This window comes from Mesorhizobium sp. WSM4898, from assembly GCF_029625845.1.
Taxonomy (GTDB): Bacteria; Pseudomonadota; Alphaproteobacteria; order Rhizobiales; family Rhizobiaceae; genus Mesorhizobium.
This window is the reverse complement of record NZ_JARTVQ010000010.1, coordinates 35,122-53,801: the sequence shown is the minus strand read 5'-3', so window position 1 is coordinate 53,801 and position 18,680 is coordinate 35,122. Positions and strand designations below refer to the sequence as shown.

20 protein-coding genes and 1 pseudogene are annotated in these 18,680 nt (G+C 65.4%); 10 read left to right on the top strand and 11 right to left on the bottom strand.

Annotation, left to right across the window (positions count from 1 at the left end; genetic code table 11):
• Positions 1-10 precede the first annotated feature (10 nt).
• The 3 genes from P9228_RS27095 to P9228_RS27085 are packed head-to-tail and all read left to right on the top strand — an operon-like array spanning position 11 to position 2,726.
• Positions 11-859, top strand: coding sequence for an ABC transporter permease subunit (locus tag P9228_RS27095; protein WP_127240199.1), 849 nt, complete (start codon positions 11-13; stop codon positions 857-859).
• Positions 856-1,716 carry an ABC transporter permease subunit gene (locus P9228_RS27090; protein ID WP_278056538.1) on the top strand — a complete coding sequence of 287 codons (861 nt, stop codon included), beginning with the start codon at positions 856-858 and terminating at the stop codon, positions 1,714-1,716. The genes P9228_RS27095 and P9228_RS27090 overlap by 4 nt, the downstream gene beginning before the upstream one ends.
• Positions 1,717-1,727: 11 nt before the next feature.
• Complete coding sequence (locus P9228_RS27085) at positions 1,728-2,726, top strand: 4-hydroxyproline epimerase (RefSeq protein WP_278056537.1); 999 nt, start codon at positions 1,728-1,730, stop codon at positions 2,724-2,726.
• A 360-nt stretch (positions 2,727-3,086) separates the two neighbouring features.
• Here the strand turns inward: P9228_RS27085 and P9228_RS27080 are convergent, their stop codons facing one another.
• The 5 genes and pseudogenes from P9228_RS27080 to P9228_RS27060 form a co-directional block, all read right to left on the bottom strand.
• Positions 3,087-4,040 carry an EamA family transporter gene (locus P9228_RS27080; protein WP_278056536.1) on the bottom strand — a complete coding sequence of 318 codons (954 nt, stop codon included), beginning with the start codon at positions 4,038-4,040 and terminating at the stop codon, positions 3,087-3,089.
• A 137-nt stretch (positions 4,041-4,177) separates the two neighbouring features.
• Positions 4,178-4,702, bottom strand: coding sequence for an EF-hand domain-containing protein (locus P9228_RS27075; RefSeq protein WP_278056535.1), 525 nt, complete (start codon positions 4,700-4,702; stop codon positions 4,178-4,180).
• A gap of 178 nt (positions 4,703-4,880) precedes the next feature.
• A pseudogene (locus P9228_RS27070) lies at positions 4,881-6,032 on the bottom strand (FAD-binding oxidoreductase).
• 24 nt (positions 6,033-6,056) lie between these two features.
• Positions 6,057-7,376, bottom strand: coding sequence for an aspartate aminotransferase family protein (locus tag P9228_RS27065; protein WP_127246715.1), 1,320 nt, complete (start codon positions 7,374-7,376; stop codon positions 6,057-6,059).
• 88 nt (positions 7,377-7,464) lie between these two features.
• On the bottom strand, positions 7,465-8,955 hold the full coding sequence (locus tag P9228_RS27060) for a winged helix-turn-helix domain-containing protein (RefSeq protein WP_278056534.1): 1,491 nt from the start codon (positions 8,953-8,955) through the stop codon (positions 7,465-7,467).
• Between the two features lie 175 nt (positions 8,956-9,130).
• Here P9228_RS27060 and P9228_RS27055 point away from each other — a divergent pair, with 175 nt between their 5' ends.
• Positions 9,131-9,847 (top strand): class I SAM-dependent methyltransferase, encoded by a 717-nt coding sequence (locus tag P9228_RS27055; protein ID WP_278056533.1) that lies wholly within the window; start codon positions 9,131-9,133, stop codon positions 9,845-9,847.
• 177 nt (positions 9,848-10,024) lie between these two features.
• Here the strand turns inward: P9228_RS27055 and P9228_RS27050 are convergent, their stop codons facing one another.
• A complete protein-coding gene (locus P9228_RS27050) occupies positions 10,025-10,930 on the bottom strand; it encodes an alpha/beta hydrolase fold domain-containing protein (protein WP_278056532.1) in 906 nt (301 codons plus the stop codon).
• Between the two features lie 194 nt (positions 10,931-11,124).
• Between P9228_RS27050 and P9228_RS27045 the strand changes: the two genes are divergently transcribed.
• The 4 genes from P9228_RS27045 (at position 11,125) to P9228_RS27030 (ending at position 13,703) form a co-directional block, all read left to right on the top strand.
• The gene (locus tag P9228_RS27045) at positions 11,125-12,273 is read left to right on the top strand and encodes an amidohydrolase (protein WP_278056531.1); all 1,149 of its coding nucleotides are present in this window, start codon (positions 11,125-11,127) and stop codon (positions 12,271-12,273) included.
• Between the two features lie 192 nt (positions 12,274-12,465).
• Positions 12,466-12,828: a VanZ family protein gene (locus P9228_RS27040; protein ID WP_067321824.1), complete on the top strand. Its 363-nt coding sequence runs from the start codon at positions 12,466-12,468 to the stop codon at positions 12,826-12,828.
• Positions 12,779-13,144 carry a hypothetical protein gene (locus tag P9228_RS27035; protein WP_278056529.1) on the top strand — a complete coding sequence of 122 codons (366 nt, stop codon included), beginning with the start codon at positions 12,779-12,781 and terminating at the stop codon, positions 13,142-13,144. Before P9228_RS27040 ends, P9228_RS27035 begins: the two co-directional genes overlap by 50 nt.
• Positions 13,134-13,703, top strand: coding sequence for a DNA-3-methyladenine glycosylase (locus P9228_RS27030; protein ID WP_095801477.1), 570 nt, complete (start codon positions 13,134-13,136; stop codon positions 13,701-13,703). The genes P9228_RS27035 and P9228_RS27030 overlap by 11 nt, the downstream gene beginning before the upstream one ends.
• Before the next feature lie 18 nt (positions 13,704-13,721).
• Here P9228_RS27030 and P9228_RS27025 read toward each other — a convergent pair whose 3' ends face one another.
• The gene (locus P9228_RS27025) at positions 13,722-14,012 is read right to left on the bottom strand and encodes a DUF982 domain-containing protein (RefSeq protein ID WP_095783366.1); all 291 of its coding nucleotides are present in this window, start codon (positions 14,010-14,012) and stop codon (positions 13,722-13,724) included.
• Positions 14,013-14,161: 149 nt separating this feature from the next.
• On the opposite strand from P9228_RS27025, the gene P9228_RS27020 reads away from it, so the two are divergent.
• Complete coding sequence (locus tag P9228_RS27020) at positions 14,162-14,521, top strand: hypothetical protein (protein WP_095824602.1); 360 nt, start codon at positions 14,162-14,164, stop codon at positions 14,519-14,521.
• Between the two features lie 96 nt (positions 14,522-14,617).
• On the opposite strand, the gene P9228_RS27015 is transcribed toward P9228_RS27020, so the two are convergent.
• Positions 14,618-15,220, bottom strand: a complete 603-nt coding sequence (locus P9228_RS27015; RefSeq protein WP_278056525.1) for a cupin — start codon at positions 15,218-15,220, stop codon at positions 14,618-14,620.
• 220 nt (positions 15,221-15,440) lie between these two features.
• On the opposite strand from P9228_RS27015, the gene P9228_RS27010 reads away from it, so the two are divergent.
• A complete protein-coding gene (locus tag P9228_RS27010; RefSeq protein WP_156751033.1) occupies positions 15,441-15,965 on the top strand; it encodes a hypothetical protein in 525 nt (174 codons plus the stop codon).
• A gap of 61 nt (positions 15,966-16,026) precedes the next feature.
• Here the strand turns inward: P9228_RS27010 and P9228_RS27005 are convergent, their stop codons facing one another.
• From P9228_RS27005 to P9228_RS26995, 3 genes are read right to left on the bottom strand one after another with little or no spacing between them, the layout of a single operon-like run.
• Complete coding sequence (locus tag P9228_RS27005) at positions 16,027-17,223, bottom strand: arabinose transporter (protein ID WP_278056523.1); 1,197 nt, start codon at positions 17,221-17,223, stop codon at positions 16,027-16,029.
• A gap of 9 nt (positions 17,224-17,232) precedes the next feature.
• Positions 17,233-18,249 (bottom strand): zinc-dependent alcohol dehydrogenase family protein, encoded by a 1,017-nt coding sequence (locus P9228_RS27000; RefSeq protein WP_095824605.1) that lies wholly within the window; start codon positions 18,247-18,249, stop codon positions 17,233-17,235.
• A 28-nt stretch (positions 18,250-18,277) separates the two neighbouring features.
• Positions 18,278-18,673 (bottom strand): cupin domain-containing protein, encoded by a 396-nt coding sequence (locus tag P9228_RS26995; protein ID WP_127215226.1) that lies wholly within the window; start codon positions 18,671-18,673, stop codon positions 18,278-18,280.
• Positions 18,674-18,680 lie beyond the last annotated feature (7 nt).

Genomic DNA, 18,680 nt, shown 5'->3' with positions numbered 1-18,680 from the left:
GAGGAGCACTATGGACATCTCGACCATCACCGACACGTTCGACAGTTGGACCGACACGGCTCTCGGCTGGATCAGCGACAATGGCGACTGGCTGTTCGAAACGCTGAGGGCCGGGCTTGAAGGAACCTATGACGGCGTCCTCTGGCTGCTGCAGCTCGCACCGTTCTACCTGATCGCGATGGTCGCGGCGCTGCTCGCGTGGCGACTGATCAATGCCCTCGCCGGCGTTCTCGCCGGGCTTGCCCTGGTCTTCTGCGCGGTCATGGGGCTCTGGGCCGAGACCATGAGCACGCTCGCCCTGGTGATTACCGCCACCATATTGGCGCTGCTCTTCGGCATTCCGATCGGCATCGTGGCGGGTTTCGGCAGGGCGTTCGACCGTTTCCTCGAGCCGATACTCGACCTGATCCAGACGCTGCCACCCTACATCTATCTTCTTCCGGCGATCGCGCTGCTGGGTTACGGACCGGCGACCGCGCTCGTGGCCACTTTCATCGTCGCGATGCCTCCTGCCATCCGGCTCACTGCGCTGGGCATCCGAATGACGCCGCGCGAATTCGTGGAGCTGGGACACGCGACCGGCCTGACCCCTTGGCAGATGTTCGTCAAGATCAGGCTCCCCTTCGCCATCCCGAGCGTCATGGCGGGGATCAACCAGAGCCTGATGATGGCCTTCGGCATGGTCGTCATCGCCGGCATCGTCGGTTCGGGCGGTCTCGGCGAGACGATCTATTCGGCCGTGCGCACGCTCGACATTGCAACCTCTATCAACGCCGCCATCGCCATCGTCATACTGACCATGGTGCTCGACAGGCTCACGCAAAGCGCGGCCAGCCGCGCCAAGGGAGGCGCAAGATGAATTTCGATCTGCTCCGCTTTTCGCCGGGGGGTTATCTTGCCCCCGCGGTGGATTGGCTGAACACCAACTTCCATCCGTTTTTCGACGCCGTGGCCAAACTGATCGAGGCGGTGCTCAGCGGCATCGAAGTCGCCCTGCTCTACCCGCCCGCCTATGTGACGATCGTCTTGGCCGTTGCTCTGGCCTTCTTTCTCGTCGGCACCAGGGTTGCCGTCGTGACGGCCGTTGCGCTTCTCTTCTGCCTGCTGGCCGGCTTCTGGGCCGCGTCGATGCAGACGCTGGCGCTGGTGACGGTGGCGGTGATCATCTCGGTGTCGATCGCGTTCCCGCTCGGCATCCTGGCATCGCGCTCCAAGAATTTCGAGGCCGCGATCCGGCCGGTGCTGGACATCATGCAGACGGTACCGCCTTGGGTCTATCTCATCCCAGCCGTCATGATCTTCAGCCTCGGCCGCGTACCGGCGATCATCGCGACGATCGTCTACGGCATACCGCCGATGCTGCGCCTCACGACGCTCGCCTTCAACCAGGTGCCGAAGGATCTTCTGGAGCTTGGCCAGGCCACCGGGGCTTCGCCGCGATCGATCCTGTTCAAGATAGAAATCCCCTCCGCCAAGCCGACCCTGCTGGTCGGCCTCAACCAGTGCATTCTGCTCTCACTGGCTATGGTCGTGCTGGCCGGCCTCGTCGGAGCGGGCGGCCTCGGCGCGGAGGTGACGCGGGGATTGACCCGCATGGAGATGGGGCTCGGCCTGCGGGCCGGCCTGTCGATCGTGGCGATCGCCATCTTCCTCGACCGGCTGTCGAGGGGCGCGCTGGAGCGCAGCCGGGCACCTGGTGCGGCCAAGCCTGCCTGAACGGAGAGATCATGCGCCGCAGCTTCTTCTGCATCGACGCCCACACCTGCGGCAACCCGGTTCGGCTGGTCGCCGGCGGCGGACCTTTGCTGCCGCACGCCCCGATCGCCGAGCGACGCGAGCTCTTCGTGCGCGAGCATGACTGGATCCGGCGGGCGCTGATGTTCGAACCGCGCGGCCACGACATCATGTCGGGCGCCATCATCTATCCCGCCCACCGCGAGGACTGCGATTTCGCCGTCATCTTCATCGAGGTCAGCGGCTGCCTGCCGATGTGCGGCGCGGGCACGATCGGCCTGGTTACGGCGGCGCTGGAAGAAGGGCTCGTTACGCCGCGCATCCCGGGCAGGCTGTCGATCGAGACGCCGGCGGGAAGAGTGGACATCCAGTACGAGAAGCCGGGCGAATTCGTGGACTCCGTGCGGATGTTCAATGTCGCCAGTTATCTGCATGCGGCCGATGTCGGCGTCCATGTTCCAGGGCTCGGCCGGCTCGTGGTCGACATCGCCTATGGTGGCAATTTCTACGCGGTGGTCGAGCCGCAGGAAAACTGGCGGGGTCTGGAGGGCATGTCGGCCAGCGACATCGTCGACCTCAGCCGGCGTCTGCGCGACGCGTTGGCGATTGTCTGCAATCCGGCCCACCCCGAGGACGAGAGAATAAGCGGCGTCCACCACGCCATCTGGTGCGACAAACCCTTGGGCAGCGATGCCGACGGCCGCGGTGCGGTCTTCTACGGCGACAAGGCGATCGACCGTTCGCCGGGCGGCACGGGAACGTCGGCGCGCATGGCGCAACTTCGCGGCAAGGGCCGCCTGAAAGTCGGCGACAGCTTCCGCCAGGAAAGCCTGATCGGCACTGTCTTCGAGGGCCGTGTCGAGGCGGAGGTTGACGTTGGCCCTTTCAAAGGCATTCGGCCAAGCGTCGGCGGATGGGCGCAAATTATTGGCCACAATACGATCTTTGTGGACGACCGCGATCCGTTGGCCCACGGATTCCAGATCAGGTAGGCGCTTGCTTCGCTGCCTTGTCGTGGCCTCGGTCGTCCGAATGGCCGAGCATGCGAAGCGCACGGCCGATATTTACCTAAGCTGGCCAGTCTGGCCATCGTCCTTAGGGATGCGTTTCAATTGTATTAGCATTAGCGCATATTTCTATCAGCCGGTGCCCTCTTAGCGAAGTCCCCGTACTAGGTCCCCGCCGGTTAGGCCCGGTGGCCCTTGCCTTTCGCCACCAAACCCACAAGGGCTCCGGGCCGCTCCCGTGTCAGGGTGTCGACAGACCGTGTCATTCGAACCCCGAAGGACATCGGGCATGGGCGATCGACCGCGCCGATGCGGTAAACTCTCCTTGCACTTGCCATCACCGGGCTACGCGACGCGAGCCGCATGCGGCTTCAACATCGTGGCAAGCACGATGCCGGCGACGATGAAGGCGGCGCCGATGAGATCGTAGTCATGCAGGCTCTCGCCGAGCAGCAGATAGGCGAGGATGGCGACGAACATCGTCTGCAGATAGAGCAGCATGCTCGCCCGGCTGGCGCCGAGCGTCGCCACGCTGCGATTGTAGAGATAGTACATCAGGGCGCCGCCCGGGCCCGCCAGATAGGCGAGCGCGAGCCAGCCATGGGCGTTCAAGGCGGAGCGTTCGTCGTTGACCAGTTCCCACAGATGGAAAGGCAGGGCGACGAGCGCGCCGGCGCCGAGCAGGAGCACCACCAGCGGCAACAGCTCGATGCCGAATTTGGACCGGCGCACCAGCACGGTGTAGAGCGCCCAGCAGAACGCGCTGCCGACGATCCACAATTCGTCCAGGTTGAACTGTAGCTGAAGCAGCGCCGCCAGGTCGCCATGCGCGACGATCACCAGCATGCCGGCGAGCGCAACCACCGCGCCGAGCGCCTGCCAAAGCCCGAGCGGCTCGCCGAGCACGAAACGCGCGAGCACCATCGTCATGACCGGAGACAGCGCCATGATGATGCCGGCCGTGGTCGCGTCGGTGTCGGCGAGGCCGCGGTAGATCATGCCCTGGCAGAGCGTCAGGCCGATCGCTCCGACGGCGGCGATCTCGAGCGGCCGGGATTTGAGAAGCGCGATCATCGCGCCGTGATGGCGATGCACGATCGGCAGCAGGATGGCGCAGGCGAGCGCAAGCCGCCAGAAGCAGAGTCCCCAGGGCGGCATTTCCGGCGCCACCCATTTTGCCGCGATATAGACGCCGGCCGACAGCAGCCAGCACAGCACCGCGGCCGGATAGCCGGAGAGCGAAGGTATCGAGGCGGCGGCGGACTGTTCCGCCGGATGAGCTATCGGCACCGCCTGCATGTCATGCCCCCGTTCAAACAACGTCAGCGCCCAAGGATGGCGGCAATATATCTCAATCCCGGGCCGTCACATATATGCGCTTCCATGGACAGCGGCGGCCAAGATGCTTCGCTCTGGCTGGATGTGCTTCGGCGCCGCTACCGCATGCGCCCGCCACCGGAGCCATGCATGAACGACTGCAGCTCGTCCAGGTCGAGGCTGCCGTCGCCATCCTCGTCGGCGGCGTTGAAGATCCTGCCGACGATATCCTGAACTTCGCCCTGCGACAGTGCGCCGTCGCCGTCGGCATCCACTATCGCGAACATGACCTGCATACGGGCGCGGTGCATCATGCGCGGTCCCATCCGATCAGGTCTGCCAGCCATTCTGTCGCCGTCGCGCCGCGCTTGTCTGTCTTCGCGGTGCCAATGTCCGGCATGCCGGGGTCCCTGTTCAGCCGAACGATCTTCCTGCAGCTTCTCCTGGAGCGCGTCGTCGATCATCTGGCGGATCATCTCGCGCGTCGGACCTGCGGGTTGGGCGTTGGCTTCCGGTGTCGCGGTCGGTCCGGGCTTCTGCGGAATGGGCGTGGGCTCCGGCGCAGCACTTGTCTGGGCAAGGACCGGGAAGCTCATGAATAGCAAGGCAGCAGCGGCGGCTGTGGTTCTGTACGGAAGTTTCATCGGGTTCTCCCTTGAGCTGTGACTGTCTCTCAAACTGAGATGCACAACCAACCTGCTCTCGATCCGATGGTTCCGCGCGAAGCGCCGACGGCCCAAGATATGTTTCGAGCCTGCAGAATGCCGGCGCGCTCCTAGGCGCGTGACACGGACTTCGACATCCCGCCACTCCATCGCTCAATCACCTAAGAGCAATGTTTCGCGCTGCCGACGGCAGCAGGCTCTCGGTGCCGGGCGCGGAAACCGGGGCGCCGTGAAGAACCCAGTCGGCCGCGATCTGCCCGATCACCGGGGCCAGCTGGATGCCATAGCCGCCGGCGCCGGCAGCGGTCACCAATGTCGGCTCGGAAGCATCGATCGGGCCGACGAAGGGGCGATGGTCGGCGGTCACGGGGTAAAGGCCGGCCCAACCCCGGCCAAGCCGCGCGCCCGGCAGATCGGGCAGCCGCTCAAGGAGAAGCTCCGCCAGTCTGACCTTAGATCGTTCCTCGCAATGGTCGTTATAATTGTCGGGATCCTCCGGCGCGAGCGAGTCGACTTTGTGAATCTCGGCGATCAGTTCGGTGCTTTTCTCATGGCGGAAATTGAGGCCGCTGCCTTCGCCGTTTACCAGATCCATGACCATCGGCATCGTGTAGCCGAGCGGCTCGTCGAGATGGATGACGACCGCCTCGTGACGCTCGGGCCAAATGTGCAGGCGCTGGCCGAAGAGTTCGGCGACCTGAGGCGCCCAGGCTCCTGCCGCATTGACCACGACATCGCAATCGATCGGATCGCCGCTGGTCTCCAGCGTGTAGCCGCCCGGCCGCCGCCTTACCCCGAGCAGCTTGCGATACTGGCGGATTTCGCCGCCCTGGGTGCGGACCGAATGCGCCAGGAAAGTGCACATCTCGTGAGGGTCGAGGAAGCCATTGTCGGGCCCGAACAGCCCACCCTCCAGCCCCTCCGGATTGATGTGCGGCACGAGTTCCGCGAGTTCGTTCGCACGATAGAGTCGCGAGCGCAGGCCGGCCGCTTCCTGAATTTCCACCGACTTTGCAAACAGCTCCATCTGCTTCTGCGTGCGCGCCAGCCGCAGGTAGCCGATATGGTTGAAGCCAAGCCCCTGGCTCTCCTATTGGCGGAAGCGGCGCAGCGCATGAACGCGAAGCATGATCTCGAGCGGATCGGTGAATTGCGACCCGACCACGCCGACCGACCTGCCGCTCGATCCGGAGGCGATCGACTGGCCTTCGAGCACGGTTACGCGCGCGCCCTGTTCGACAAGGTGGAGGGCCGAGCACAAACCCAGCGTGCCGGCGCCGATCACCACCACATGAGGAGAAGCTGTCATCCGTGATCCTCCTGTCGGCCTGTCTCAGGACTGGCGAGCGATCTCGCCCAGGGTCTCGTCGATCGCCTGCAGAATGGCGCGGGCGTCCGCCTCGGTCATCGGTGTCGACAGCGCGAACAGGCCATAGCTGGCCGACAAGACGCCGCGGCCAAGCAAGCCCTTGTGGAAGGCATCGAGCTTCCTGCGTTCGGCCTGACCGGGATAGACGGAGCGGTAATCCGTGACGGGATGCGACGTGAAATGGACCTTGAAGAGCGAGCCCAGGCCGACGCATTGGCCGGCAAGACCATGCTTGCCCAATGAGGCGGCGATGCCGTCGCGCAACAAAGCGCCGAGGCGATCGAGGTGGGCAAAGCTTTCCCTGGTCAGCGCCCGCATCGCGGCAAGCCCGGCGCGCATCGTCACCGGATTGGCGGTGAAGGTGCCGCCATGCGGCAAAGCGGGCTTGCCCTGGGTCGGATCGAACACCGCCATGATGTCGGCCCGGCCGCCGACGGCACCCACGGGAAAGCCTCCGCCGATGATCTTGCCCAGCGCCGTGAGGTCGGGCTCGATGCCCCACAGCCCCTGCGCGCCCGAATAGCCGAGGCGGAAGGAAATCACCTCGTCGAAGATGACCAGGGCACCCGCCGCATGGGCGATCTCGACCATGGCGTGCAGGTAATCCTGCCGCGCCGGAATGAGGCCGGCGCGGTTCGGCATGGGATCGATCAGCACGCCGGCAATGGTATCGCGCTCAGCGGCGAAGACCGCGCGCAGCGCTTCGCTGTCGTTGAACGGCACGGCGATCACATCGTCCAGCACCCCGCGCGGCGTGCCCCTCGCATAGGGCGTGGAATTCGGCATGTCTCCCCAATTGGCGGGAGTACTGTCAAGGCTGACTTCGGCGAAGTCGTAGGAGCCGTGATAGGCGCCCTCGATCTTGACGATTTTGGGCCGCCCGGTGAAGGCGCGCGCGGCCTTGATGGCCATCATCACCCCCTCGGTCCCGGAGTTGGCGAAGCGGATCCGGTCGACCGAGGGCAAGCGCTCGACCAGCAGCTCGGCAAGCTCGATCTCGCTGACCGTCGGCGCACCGAAGGCCGTGCCGAACGGCAGCTGGTCGATCACCGCGGCGGCCACATCCGGTTGCGTGTAGCCATGGATCATCGAGGTGAAATTGTTGATGCAGTCGTAATAGACGTTGCCGTCCACATCCCAGACCCTGCACCCCTCGCCTCGCGAGGCATAGATCGGAAACGGATCGACAAAGACCGTGGTGCGCGTGTTCCCGCCCGGCATCACCTTCCTGGCACGTTCGAACAGGGTCTTCGACAGGGGCATTGCGTCTGGATAGTGCGGCATGGTTCGATCGTATGGCTTTGTTGGCGCAGTGCGCAATCGGCCAGGCGAGGCCTGCGACGTGACCACCAAGACCCAATTGAAGCCAAAGCTAGGCCAACCCCGCCATGCGAAGTCCGCTGATGTAGAGAGCGCGCTTTTCGGGCCTGACGATAGGGTGGTGCTCGTCGACCCAGGCCACCGAGAGGTTCGGCTGTAGCCGCAGGGCCTCCTTCAACGCCGCGGCGGCGGTGGCGACATCGCCGGCAAGGGCAGCCGTCGCCGCATAAGTCCGCCAAGCGGTGCCGAAAGCCGGCCGAAGCTGAACGGCCCGGCGCTCCAGATCGGCCGCCACATCGAACCGTCCCGCGGTGAAGTGGCAGATACCCATGGTGGAAAAGATCGCTGCCTGAATGAAATCCCGCGGGCTGAGCCGCGCGGCAATCGCCAGGTGATGCAAGCCATCCTCCGCCATGTCGCCATAGCCATAGGTGGAACCCAGAATGCAGTGCGCGAGCGAGAGCCCAGGATTGCGTTCGATCGCCTCCAGCAATTCGTCTACCGCCGAGCGAAAATTTCGCGACACCATGTGAACATAGCCGGCCGAAAGATGCGCCCAGGGATCGTCCTGATCGCGCACGACCGCCGCTTGTGCCCTCGTCAAAGCGGAGGCCAACAGCTCACGGGGTTTCGGCGTCAGGCCAAGCGCTGCCCGCGCGCCGGTCGTCCAGGCAAGAAGGCTGTTGGCGCGGGCATAATCGGGATCGATCTCAAGCGCCTTGACGAGCAGACCCTCGGCCATGTCGAGGTCTTTCTCGGATCCCCACGTCCAGACATGGGGCATGGCCTTCATCACAAAGCCCCAGGCGTCGAGCCTCTCGGCGGGACGGCTATGCAGGCGCAGACGCTCGGCTTCGTAAAGCTGGGGCTCGATCGAAGCCATGACCTTGTGGGTGATCTGGTCTTGCAACGCCAGGAAATCGCCGCTCTCGACATCGAAGCGTTCCGCCCACACCTGCGTACCCGCGCTGGCATCGCTCAGCGTCGCCGTGATCCTCAGGGCCTGCCCGGACTGGCGCACGCTGCCCTGCAGGACGTAGCGGATTTTCAACTCGCGGCGCAGGCGATCGAGCTCGATGTGCTGCGGGTCATAGGCAAAGGAAGAACTCCGGTCACGCACATGCAGACCTCGCAACCGCGACAGGCCGGTGATGATGTCCTCCGACAGGCCGTCGGCAAAGTAGGACTTTTCGGGATCGTCGCCGATCAGGCGAAAACGGGTCACCGCGATGGACGGCCCTTCGTCCGATTCGGCTGCACCGTTTCGCGTATCGCTTGCGTCAAGCCGCACCTCGCCGGTCAGCCGGTAGCCCACGCGCGCGACCGACAGGATCGAATGCGAGGCGTCGGGCCCCTCGCCCAGGACCTTGCGCAAGGCGGCGATCTGCACCGACAGGTTGCCCTCCTCGACCGCCAGTCCGTTCCAGGCTGCATCGAGCAGTTCGTCCTTACCGACCACGACTCCGGCCGAGCGCAGCAGGCGCTCCAGAAGCAGCATGGCCCGGTAGCCTACCGAAATCGGCACTCCGCGTCGGTAAAGCATTCCCGCTCCCGCATCGAGCAAGAAAGGACCAAAACTGTAGCGCCGCTCCTCCATCAGCTCACGCTAATGCAATGAGGCGTTTTTTGGAAGTTTTCGGAAGTTTTAGCACCTCGGCTCGCTACATTTAGCGGCCCGCATTTCACCTTGATTGCTCCTGACCGAGAGGAGCGATCCCATGACTGCCGCCACCAAGATCGAAGTTGCCGTGCCCCCCTCTGCCCTGTTCCAAGAAATGTGGGGCATCTATCGCAAGGTTCTGGACAACAACTACCTGTTTCACCGTGAAGCTTATGCGGTGCTTCGCCAGTTGCTGCAAAACCAACGCCCTGGCTTCTCTTTCCTGGACCTTGCATGCGGAGACGCCTCGTTCAGTGCGGCTGCCTTGGAGGGCTTGCCCGTCGGTCGCTACGTCGGCATCGACCTGTCGCGGACAGCGCTCGATGAGGCAACCGCCAATGTCGCCGGTCTGTCATGCGCCGCCGAACTGCGGCGCGGGGAATTCGTAGAGTGGCTGACCGCCTCGGAGGAGCCTGTCGACTTCGCCTGGATCGGCCTGTCCTTGCACCATTTACGCTTCGACAAAAAACTCGAGGTCATGCACCAGCTGCGGCGCCTTGTCGGCCGATCCGGGACACTTCTGGTCTACGAGAACACATGCAAAATGTGGGAGAGCCGGGCCGGCTGGATGAGACGATGGGAACGGCAGCGCAAAGATTTTTCAGCGCTCAGCAGCCTCGAATGGCTGCTGCTCGCCACCCACGTGCATAGCATGGATTACCCTGAGACGGCGTCTTCCTGGCGGAATCTTGGCCGGCGGGCCGGCTTCCGCGAGGTGCGTGAGCACTACAGGAGTCCTTCGAACCTTTTCCGGTTGTTCAGCTTCAAGGCTTAGCGGCTCGCGGCCGACAACTTCGCGTCGACGAGCCGGGCTCGGCGAACTCACACGCGAACCAAAGCTCTACCTGAATGGTCGAAATGCAGGGCGCGAGTGGGCGGGACATCGAGCTGCCAGGCGCGGCATCAAAGCGGTCAGGTCGGGAACATGCCAATCCTGCCTGGCCGCCGGTGGCTACACAAATTCGCGGGCAAAGCTGCCCGCGCTCAGAAGCGCGCGCCGTCCGGCGCTCAATTGCGCATTCCAGACCGGCCAGGCATGAATCATATGCGGCCAGATTTCGAGGCGTGCCTCGACGTCCGCCATGCCGGCGGCCTCGGCGAGCCGCGTCGCGTCCGACAGCAGCGATTCGGCGGAACCGACCTGGATCAGCATTGGAGGAAATCCGGTCAGATCGGCAAACAAGGGCGAGATCAGCGGATCGCGCCGATCCACACCATGGGGAACATAGGCGCCCGCCAGTTCCTCCAGATAGGCCCGGTGGATGATGGGGTCGATCGCGTCCTTGGCTGACAATGTCGTGCCGGACATCGAAAGATCCGTCCAGGGCGAGACCAGCCAAAGGCAGCCCGGCAACCGCTCGCCCGCCGCGCGCAACCGGCCGACCAGTGACAGGCTGAGATTGCCGCCGGCACTGTCTCCGCCGACAACGATGCGATCCGGCGCGATCCCTTGCTCGGCGAGGAAGCGCCACGCCGCGAGCGCGTCTTCGTGCTGCGCGGGAAAGGGATGTTCCGGCGCGCGCCGATAGCCGACCGCAAGCGTGCGCATTCTCATTGCCCGGCCGGCCTCTGTCACCATTCGACGATGGCTTGTGATCGAGCCGGAGCAGTAACCGCCACCATGGAAGAAGAGCAGCACCTTGTCCGTGTCGGACCCGGGCGCCAAGGACCACTCGGACGCGAGGTCGTTGAAAGTCACCGCCTCGCATCGGATATCGGCCGCGACCGGCGAGGACGAGCCGACCTCGTCGAGCCGCGCCCGGCGTTCGTCCCAGCCCACCGGCCGCGGCTTCGACGCCAGCAAGGCGCGAATTGCGTTGATTTCCTTTAGATCGAGGTTTTCGCCCGCACCGCTCATTTCTACGCCCCGACCAAGCGCGCCGCGACTAGTAGCGCTTTGAGCTTTGGCAACGGAAATCGTTGGGATAGTCGCTGGATGTGTCAAGCTTCGTCAGCGAATTCACCCATGGACTATTTGAATTGATCGGCATGGCACCGCGCGAGCAGAACCCTATTGTGTTTGTGTGAGTTGCAAACCACGCGGAGACGAACGTGACCCTGACCAACCGAGACCTGGTCGAGCTGACGGAATGGCGGCGCAAGCTGCATCGGCAGCCGGAAATCTCCAACGAAGAGGAGAATACGGCGAAGGAGGTCGTCGACTTCCTCGCCGATACCGGGCCGGACAAGGTGCTGACCGGGCTCGGCGGCCATGGCGTGGCGGCGGTCTATGACAGCGGGCAAGCCGGGCCGACGGTGCTGTTTCGCTCCGAGCTCGACGCGCTGCCGATCCACGAGCTTTCGGGCGTCGCGCATGCCTCGCAGGTGCCGGGCAAGTCGCATATGTGCGGCCATGACGGGCATACCGCGATCCTGGCTGCGCTCGGCCGCCAGTTCGGGCGCCAGAGGCCGGCGCGCGGCCGCGTGGTGCTGATGTTCCAGCCGGCGGAAGAGACCGGCAATGGCGCGGCCGGCGTCGTTGCCGATCCGCGCTTTTCCGAGATCCAGCCTGACTTCGCCTTCTCGCTGCACAATCTGCCGGGCGTGCCGTTCGGCGAAGTGAGGCTCAAACCCGGCGTGGTGAATTGCGCCTCGCGCGGCATGCGGATCGTGCTCGAAGGCAAGACCGCGCATTCCTCCATGCCCGAAACCGGCAGCTCGCCGATGCTGGCGGTCAGTGAGTTGATGCCGCAGCTGCCGACGCTCGGGCGCGGCACCTTCGCCGTCGACGATTTCGCCATGGTCACCGTCACCCATTGCTCGATGGGCGAAGCGGTGTTCGGCATCGCGCCCGGCTATGCCGAGGTGTGGGCGACGCTGCGCACCCGCCGCGACGAGCGCATGGCGGAGTTGGTTGCAGCGGCGGAGGCGCTGGCGGCAAGAATCGCCGCCCAACACGGCCTTTCCGTCCGCCACAACTACCACGAGATTTTCGTGGCCAGCGTCAACGCGCCGGACGCGGTGGAGCATCTCGAGCGCGCGCTGGACGAGGAAGGCGTGTCGCGCAGCGAGGAAGCCTTGCCGATGCGCGCCTCGGAGGATTTCGGCATCTTCGGCCACAGCGCCAAGTCGGCGATGTTCTTCCTCGGAGCCGGCGAGCGCTACCCGGCGCTGCACAATCCCGACTACGATTTCCCGGACGACCTGATCCCGATCGGTTCGAAGATCTTCATGCGCGCGGCGCGCAATCTGCTGGGGTGAGCGGCCTGGAAAGGAGGCGCATTCTCCGGCCGGAATTGCGTCGGAACAGAGAGACAGGGCAGTTCACCTTTTCCATGAAACGCTGGACTGAGACGGTGCGCAGGGCCGGCCGGACAGCTTTCGCCGGCGGTTTACGTGTGCCGCGTAGCGCCCTGTATTGTTATGCCGGCTTGCCGCTTGTATGAGCGGGGAATGACCTCGATCTCCCGTCTTACCGCGCTCGTGCTGCTGGCGGCCATCACGTTTGCCACCCTCTCACCCGTCCAAATGCGCCCGCATCTCGGTGAGGCGAACATGGAACGCGCACTGGCCTATGCCCTGTTCGGCCTTGCCTTGGCCTTCGGATTCCGCGCCCGCCTGATGCACGCAATGCTGTTTGTCTGCGCCGCGGCCGGCCTATTGGAATTGCTGCAGGCGGTCGATCCCGGCCGGCATGCCCGGCTCCAGGATGCGCTCGTGAAAGCGGCGGCCGGGCTCATTGGGATTGCCTTGGCGCGGATTGTGTTTGCCGTCGCGAGCAGGGCCGTCGATCGTTCGGCAGGTCCGAGGATTTGAATCCCGGCACGGCAGCGCAGGCAATAGCCGCGCGGAACCCGCTTGGGGTTCTTCGCTGGCGCGGCGCTATCGCGCGGAAAAGGTCCGCGAGGTCGGCGACCGGATCATCAAAAACCAGCTGGCGCGGCACCGGCGCGAGATCGCGCCCGACCTCGATCTGGGCGATGCGGCAGCGCTCATCGAGACACTCCTGGAGAACGTGGTCCACCGCGCCATCGAACGGCACCCCGTCAGCGTCGCCGGCGAACGCGCGATGGACCAGTGCCGCAGGATGATCATGGCTTACCTGACGAGCGTTAATCGCCATGCCGCCTAGCGCTCACGCCGACCAGCACCACAATTTCTTCGCGCGCGAAGCCGTAACTGTGGCGCGCGCCTTGATCGGCGCGCGGCTCGGCCTCGCCGGCGTCGGCGGCATCATTGTCGAGACCGAGGCCTATCGTCCCGACGATCCGGCCTCGCACAGCTATCGCGGCCGCACGCCGCGCAACGCGCCGATGTATGGCGCCCCCGGCACGGCCTATGTCTATCGCTCCTACGGCTTGCATTGGTGCCTGAACGCGGTGTGCCTGCCGGGCAGCGCGGTGCTGATCCGCGCGATCCAGCCGCAATCCGGCATCGCCGCCATGCGCGACAGGCGGGGAACCGACCATGACAGGCTGCTCTGCTCCGGCCCGGGCAAACTCTGCCAGGCGATGGGTGTCGACGGCTCGCATAACGGCCTGTCGCTCATCGCGCTGCCCTTCGAGTTTGCCGCCTCGGAAACCAACGCGGCCGCCATCCTGAGCGGACGCAGGATCGGCATCACGAAGGGCGTGGAGGCGCAGTGGCGGTTCGGCCTCGGCGGTTCGCCTTATGTCAGCCGGAAGTTTTGACAGATCGATAGCGATCGATCACGCCGCCATCCATTCCTGCGCGGCACGCGCCGCGGCCAGTTCCATTGCTTCGGCAGCGAGAATGCCGCGCGACCTCGCGAACGCTTCGAAGGCGACGCGTGCGGCTTCGGCATCCTGTTCACCCGCGACCGCCGCCCGGCACAGCGCCAGGGTCGTTGCGTAGGTCGGGCTGCGGCTGCCCGTCCATTCGTCGAGAAACTGATAGGCCTCGAAGACGGTGTTTATCTCGCGCGGAAAGCCGAGCCCGACGAAGATTGCGACGGGCTGAGAGAAACGCTTGGCGGGCATTGGTGTGGGCTCCATGAGGTAAGCTGCTTCGACAACGCGCGTCCCGCAGGCCGGTTGCAGCTCGAAAGCGATTTTGGTTCCCGTCGACGGATGCTTGCCCGAAGCCTCCGTGTGTGTTTTCTCGCCCGCACATTAGGAAAGGCTTGCGGATGCGAATCGCAATGATCCTCGCGCTCAGCGCGGCGCTGGCTGGATGCGTGACCTCTCCGGTCGACTACGGAGCGAAGCTGTCGCAGCAGGACCCGAAATGGGCCTCGCCGGACTGCCAGCAGGCCCGCATTGCGGCCTCGGACTACGACGCGCGCGAAAAGGAGCACCCCGGCTGGGGTTTTGGCGTGCTGCTCGGCCCGTACAGCATGGGGATGGTGGCAGCCGTGAAGGAGCATGAGCAGCAACAGCGACGGCTTCTTGCCCGCCAGGTGCACCTGCAATGCTCCAGCCAGCCGTTGCCCAAGGAGCTGGATTTCGATCCGGCAACCTACGCGCCGACGAAGACGCAATATCCGTAGGCGAAAGCGCGCCGCTACGCCTGCAAATCGGCGGCCGCTGTTTCTTGTTGAAGGCGCAGGTGGGGATGGCCTCGCTTGATGGCGAGATGCTTGCATTCAGCGTTCGCCCCACGCCTTCAGCAATGGTCCGTCGCGGCCATAGACCGGGTCCTTGCGCGGCCGGCTCACCTTCGGGATCATGCGTAGCGCTTCCGCGTGCTGCTCGGGCTTGGTGCATTCGTCATAGGTGCCGGAGGGCGGATAGGCGCCGACGACGAGGAAATCGGCGGAAGCCGAGAGCCGCTGGTGACCGGTGCCGGCCGGCAGGACCGCGACGTCGCCGGCCTTGACCGTGAGCGCGCGGCCCTTGTCGCCGCCGAAGCGCACCTTGGCCGTGCCGCGCGCAATGCCCAGCACCTCATGGATGCGCGAGTGGTAGTGGACATAGTCGTAGATGCCGTTGCGCCAGCTGTCGCTCCAGCCATTCGCCTTGAATAGCTCCTCGAAGACGGCTGCCGGATCGAGATCGTCCGGCAACGTCACGGCGCCGCGGTAAACGATCAGCGGCCACGACGGATGGTTCGGAACAAGGCCGTCGTCCTTGAAGCGGAAGGCATTGGCTTTCCTCTGCCTAACCAGATCCGCGAGCCTGGACGTGGCCGGTCTTGCGATCCCGGTCAGCTTCTCGGCTGCTTTCTTGATGCTCTCGACAATGCTCAAAGCCGGGTACTCCATAAGTGCCGCTTGCAACGCCTTGCGATCTCGGCCGACCGAACTCAACCCGTGGGGACAGCCTTGGTTCCAGAGGTTGGCGACGCCCGCTCGCGGCACGAGCGACCCCCATTGCTTCCCGGCATCGCAGCGGTCAAGCTGCGGGAGGTTGCCGGCATCCCATGCCTCACGCCCCCAATGGCCGCGCGCCCTTCCCGAGGAGTTCAAAATGCGTGCATTTTGCCTTTCGACCATCGGCGTTTTCGCTTCGGTGCTGCTTGCGGCATCCGCCTTCCCGGTCCTCGCTTCAGGCAGCGCGGCGAAGGGCCAAAATCTCCATCGACTGTGCCGCCAGGTGAAGAACGACGATACGATCCGCGCCTACTCGCACGAGCTCTACGGCGGCACGGTCAAGGCGTTCAGGAAGCTCTTTCCGGACGCCAAGGGCGCGCCGGCGGAATCGGAACTGCAGGCGCAGGCCAACTACCGCTGCATGAACGGCAAGGTGCTGGCCTGCTTCGTCGGGGCAAACCTGCCCTGCGCGAAAATGAACGCCGCGCGCGACAATCCCGGCGCGGACGAATTCTGCAGGACCAACCCGAATGCCGACGTCGTGCCAGCCTTCGCGACCGGTCACGACGCGCTCTATTCCTACAAATGTCTGGACGGCAAGGCGGTGGTGACCGGCGAGACCTGGGTGCTCGACAAGCGCGGCTTTGCCGCCCGGTTGTGGGCCGAAGTGCCCCGGCACTGAGGCTGACCGAAGAGCCGATCTGACGACCTGCAGAGACGGCTTAGCGGCGGCGCGCTTTCCGTTACATCCTTGCCCGGGCTGACCTGCGGCGAAGCAAGAGCGCGATGGCCAAAGCCGGAAGTGTCGTCGCGGCGGCGGCGAGGAAGACGAACCGCAGCCCGGCGGACGCGGCGATCAGGCCGAGCGCCGGGCTGCCGAAGCCGAGCGCCACGTCGAGAAAGACGGTGTAGAGCCCCATGGCAAGGCCGCGGCTGCTTGCGGGGAGATGGGCGACCGCCTCGGCGCCGAGGCCCGGATAGACCAGCGAGTAGCCGAGCCCGGTCAGGCCCGCTCCGATGGCCGCGACGAGCGGCCCCGGTGCCAGCCAGATCGATAGAAGGCCCGCCGCCTCGACCACCACGAAGATGGCGGCGACGCGGGCGCCGCCGAGCCTGTCCGGCAGGTGGCCGAAGCACAGCCTTGCCGCGATCAGCGATGCCGCATAGGCGGTGAAGGGAAGCCACACCGGATGCCAGCCGCGCTCGGCAAAGAGCAGCGCTGCGAAGGACAGGATCGCGCCATAGCCGAGGCTGCTGAGGGCCGCTCCGACGCCCGGAAGCCAGACCGCTTGCGCGACGCTCGTCCAGGACTGCCGCGCGGCGCTGCCGGCGGCCTTGACGCCGCGCATCGGTAGAGTGGCGAGCAGTGTTGCAAGGGGCAGGACCATTGTGGCAAGAGCGATCGCGGCGAAGCCCCCGGCTTCATAGAGCGCGGACCCGATCGGCGCGCCGAGCGCCAGCGCCGCGAACATTGCCATGCCGATCCAGGCGATGACCTTGCCGGAGTTCTGTCCGCCGGCAAGCGCCAGGCCCCAGGCGACGCCGCCGGTGATGATGAAGCTCTCGGCCGCGCCCAGCACCGCCCTGCCGGCGAAGAGCACCGTCGCGGACGCGGTCGGCTGAGCGAGCAAGGCCAGCGAGCCGAGATAGATAAGCCCGGCCAGCGCGGCGGCGACAAGGCCGACCACGACGGCGCGCTTGCCGCCACGCAGATCAGCATAGTTTCCGGCACCAATGCGCGACAGCAGCGAGGCGACGAACTGGCTGCCCGTCACCAGCCCGACGGCGAACGGGCCGAAGCCGAGCCTGTCATGCAGATGCAGCGGCAGGACGGGCAGCGCCAGGCCGATGAGCAGGAAGCCGGCAAAGATCGCCGCCATGATCGGCACCAATCTCGCCATCGTCCGGCTTTCATCGGCTGCAGTGCCCGTCGCGACCATCGCCGGCGCCTAGACCTCGAGCATGACCTTGATCGCGCGCCGCTCGTCCATGGCGCGGTAGCCTTCGGCGACCTTGGTCAGCGGCAGCTTGAGGTCGAAAACCTTGCCGGGCTTGATCCTGCCCTTGAGCACGCGCTCCATCAGGTCGGGCAGGAAGCGGCGCACCGGCGCCGGGCCGCCCAGCATGCGCTTCTGGCCGAAGAACAGTTTCTGGCCGTCGAAGCTCACGCCATGCGGCACGCCGACATAGCCGATGGTGCCGCCGGGGCGCGAGCAGGCCAGCGCCTGGTCGAAGGATTCGGCCGTACCGACGCATTCCAGCACCGAGTCCGCGCCGACGCCCGCGGTCAGTTCCTTGATGCGGGCGATGCCTTCCTCGCCGCGCTCGGCCACGATGTCGGTCGCGCCGAATTCGCGCGCGAGTTTCTGGCGGCTCTCGTGCCGGCTCATGGCGATGATGCGCTGCGCGCCCATCTCGCTCGCCGCGAGCACGCCCATCAGGCCGACGGCGCCGTCGCCGACGACGACAACGGTCGATCCTTCGCGCACCTCGGCCGCATCCGCCGCATACCAGCCGGTGCCGAGCACATCCGAGACGGCCAACAGGTCAGGCACCAGGTCGGCCGGCGGAACCTCGGAAGTCGCCACCAGGGTGCCGTCGGCCAGCGGCACGCGGGCATAAGGCGCCTGCGCGCCCGACATGAACTCGCGTTGCACGCAGGAAGACTGGAAGCCGAAGCGGCAATGCGGGCAGGTGTTGTCGGAGAGGCAGAAGGAGCCGACGACGAACTGGCCGGGGCGCACGTTGCGCACCTCCGCGCCGACCTCGACGACGATGCCGCAATATTCGTGGCCCATATGCATCGGGCGATCGATCGGCTGCAGCCCGCGATACGGCCACAGGTCCGAGCCGCAGATGCAGCTCGCCGAGAGCTTGATGATGGCGTCCGTCGGGCGAAGGATCTTCGGGTCCTCGATTTCCTCGCAGCGGATATCGCCGGGCTTATGAAGAACAGTTGCGAGCATTTTGCTTTCCTTTTCGTTCGATCGGTGATCAGGCGCCGTAGTCGGCGTCGCTGACATGTTCCAGCCAGTCCACGACCTTGCCGTCCTTGACCTCCTGGAGGGCAATGTGGGTCATGGCCGTCTCGGGCGACGCGCCGTGCCAATGCTTCTCGCCGGGCGCGAACCAGACGACGTCGCCGGGGCGGATCTCCTCGAGCGGCCCGCCCTCGCGCTGCACGCGGCCACGGCCGGAGACAACGATCAGCGTCTGCCCCAGCGGATGCGTATGCCAGGCGGTGCGGGCGCCGGGCTCGAAGGTGACCTGCGCGCCCTGCACCCGCGCGGCATCGAAGGGATTGAAGAGCGGATCGATCCGGACCGTGCCGGTGAACCAGTCGGACGGCCCCTTGCCGGACGGCCTCGTGCCAGCGCGAAGAATGTCCATGGTGATC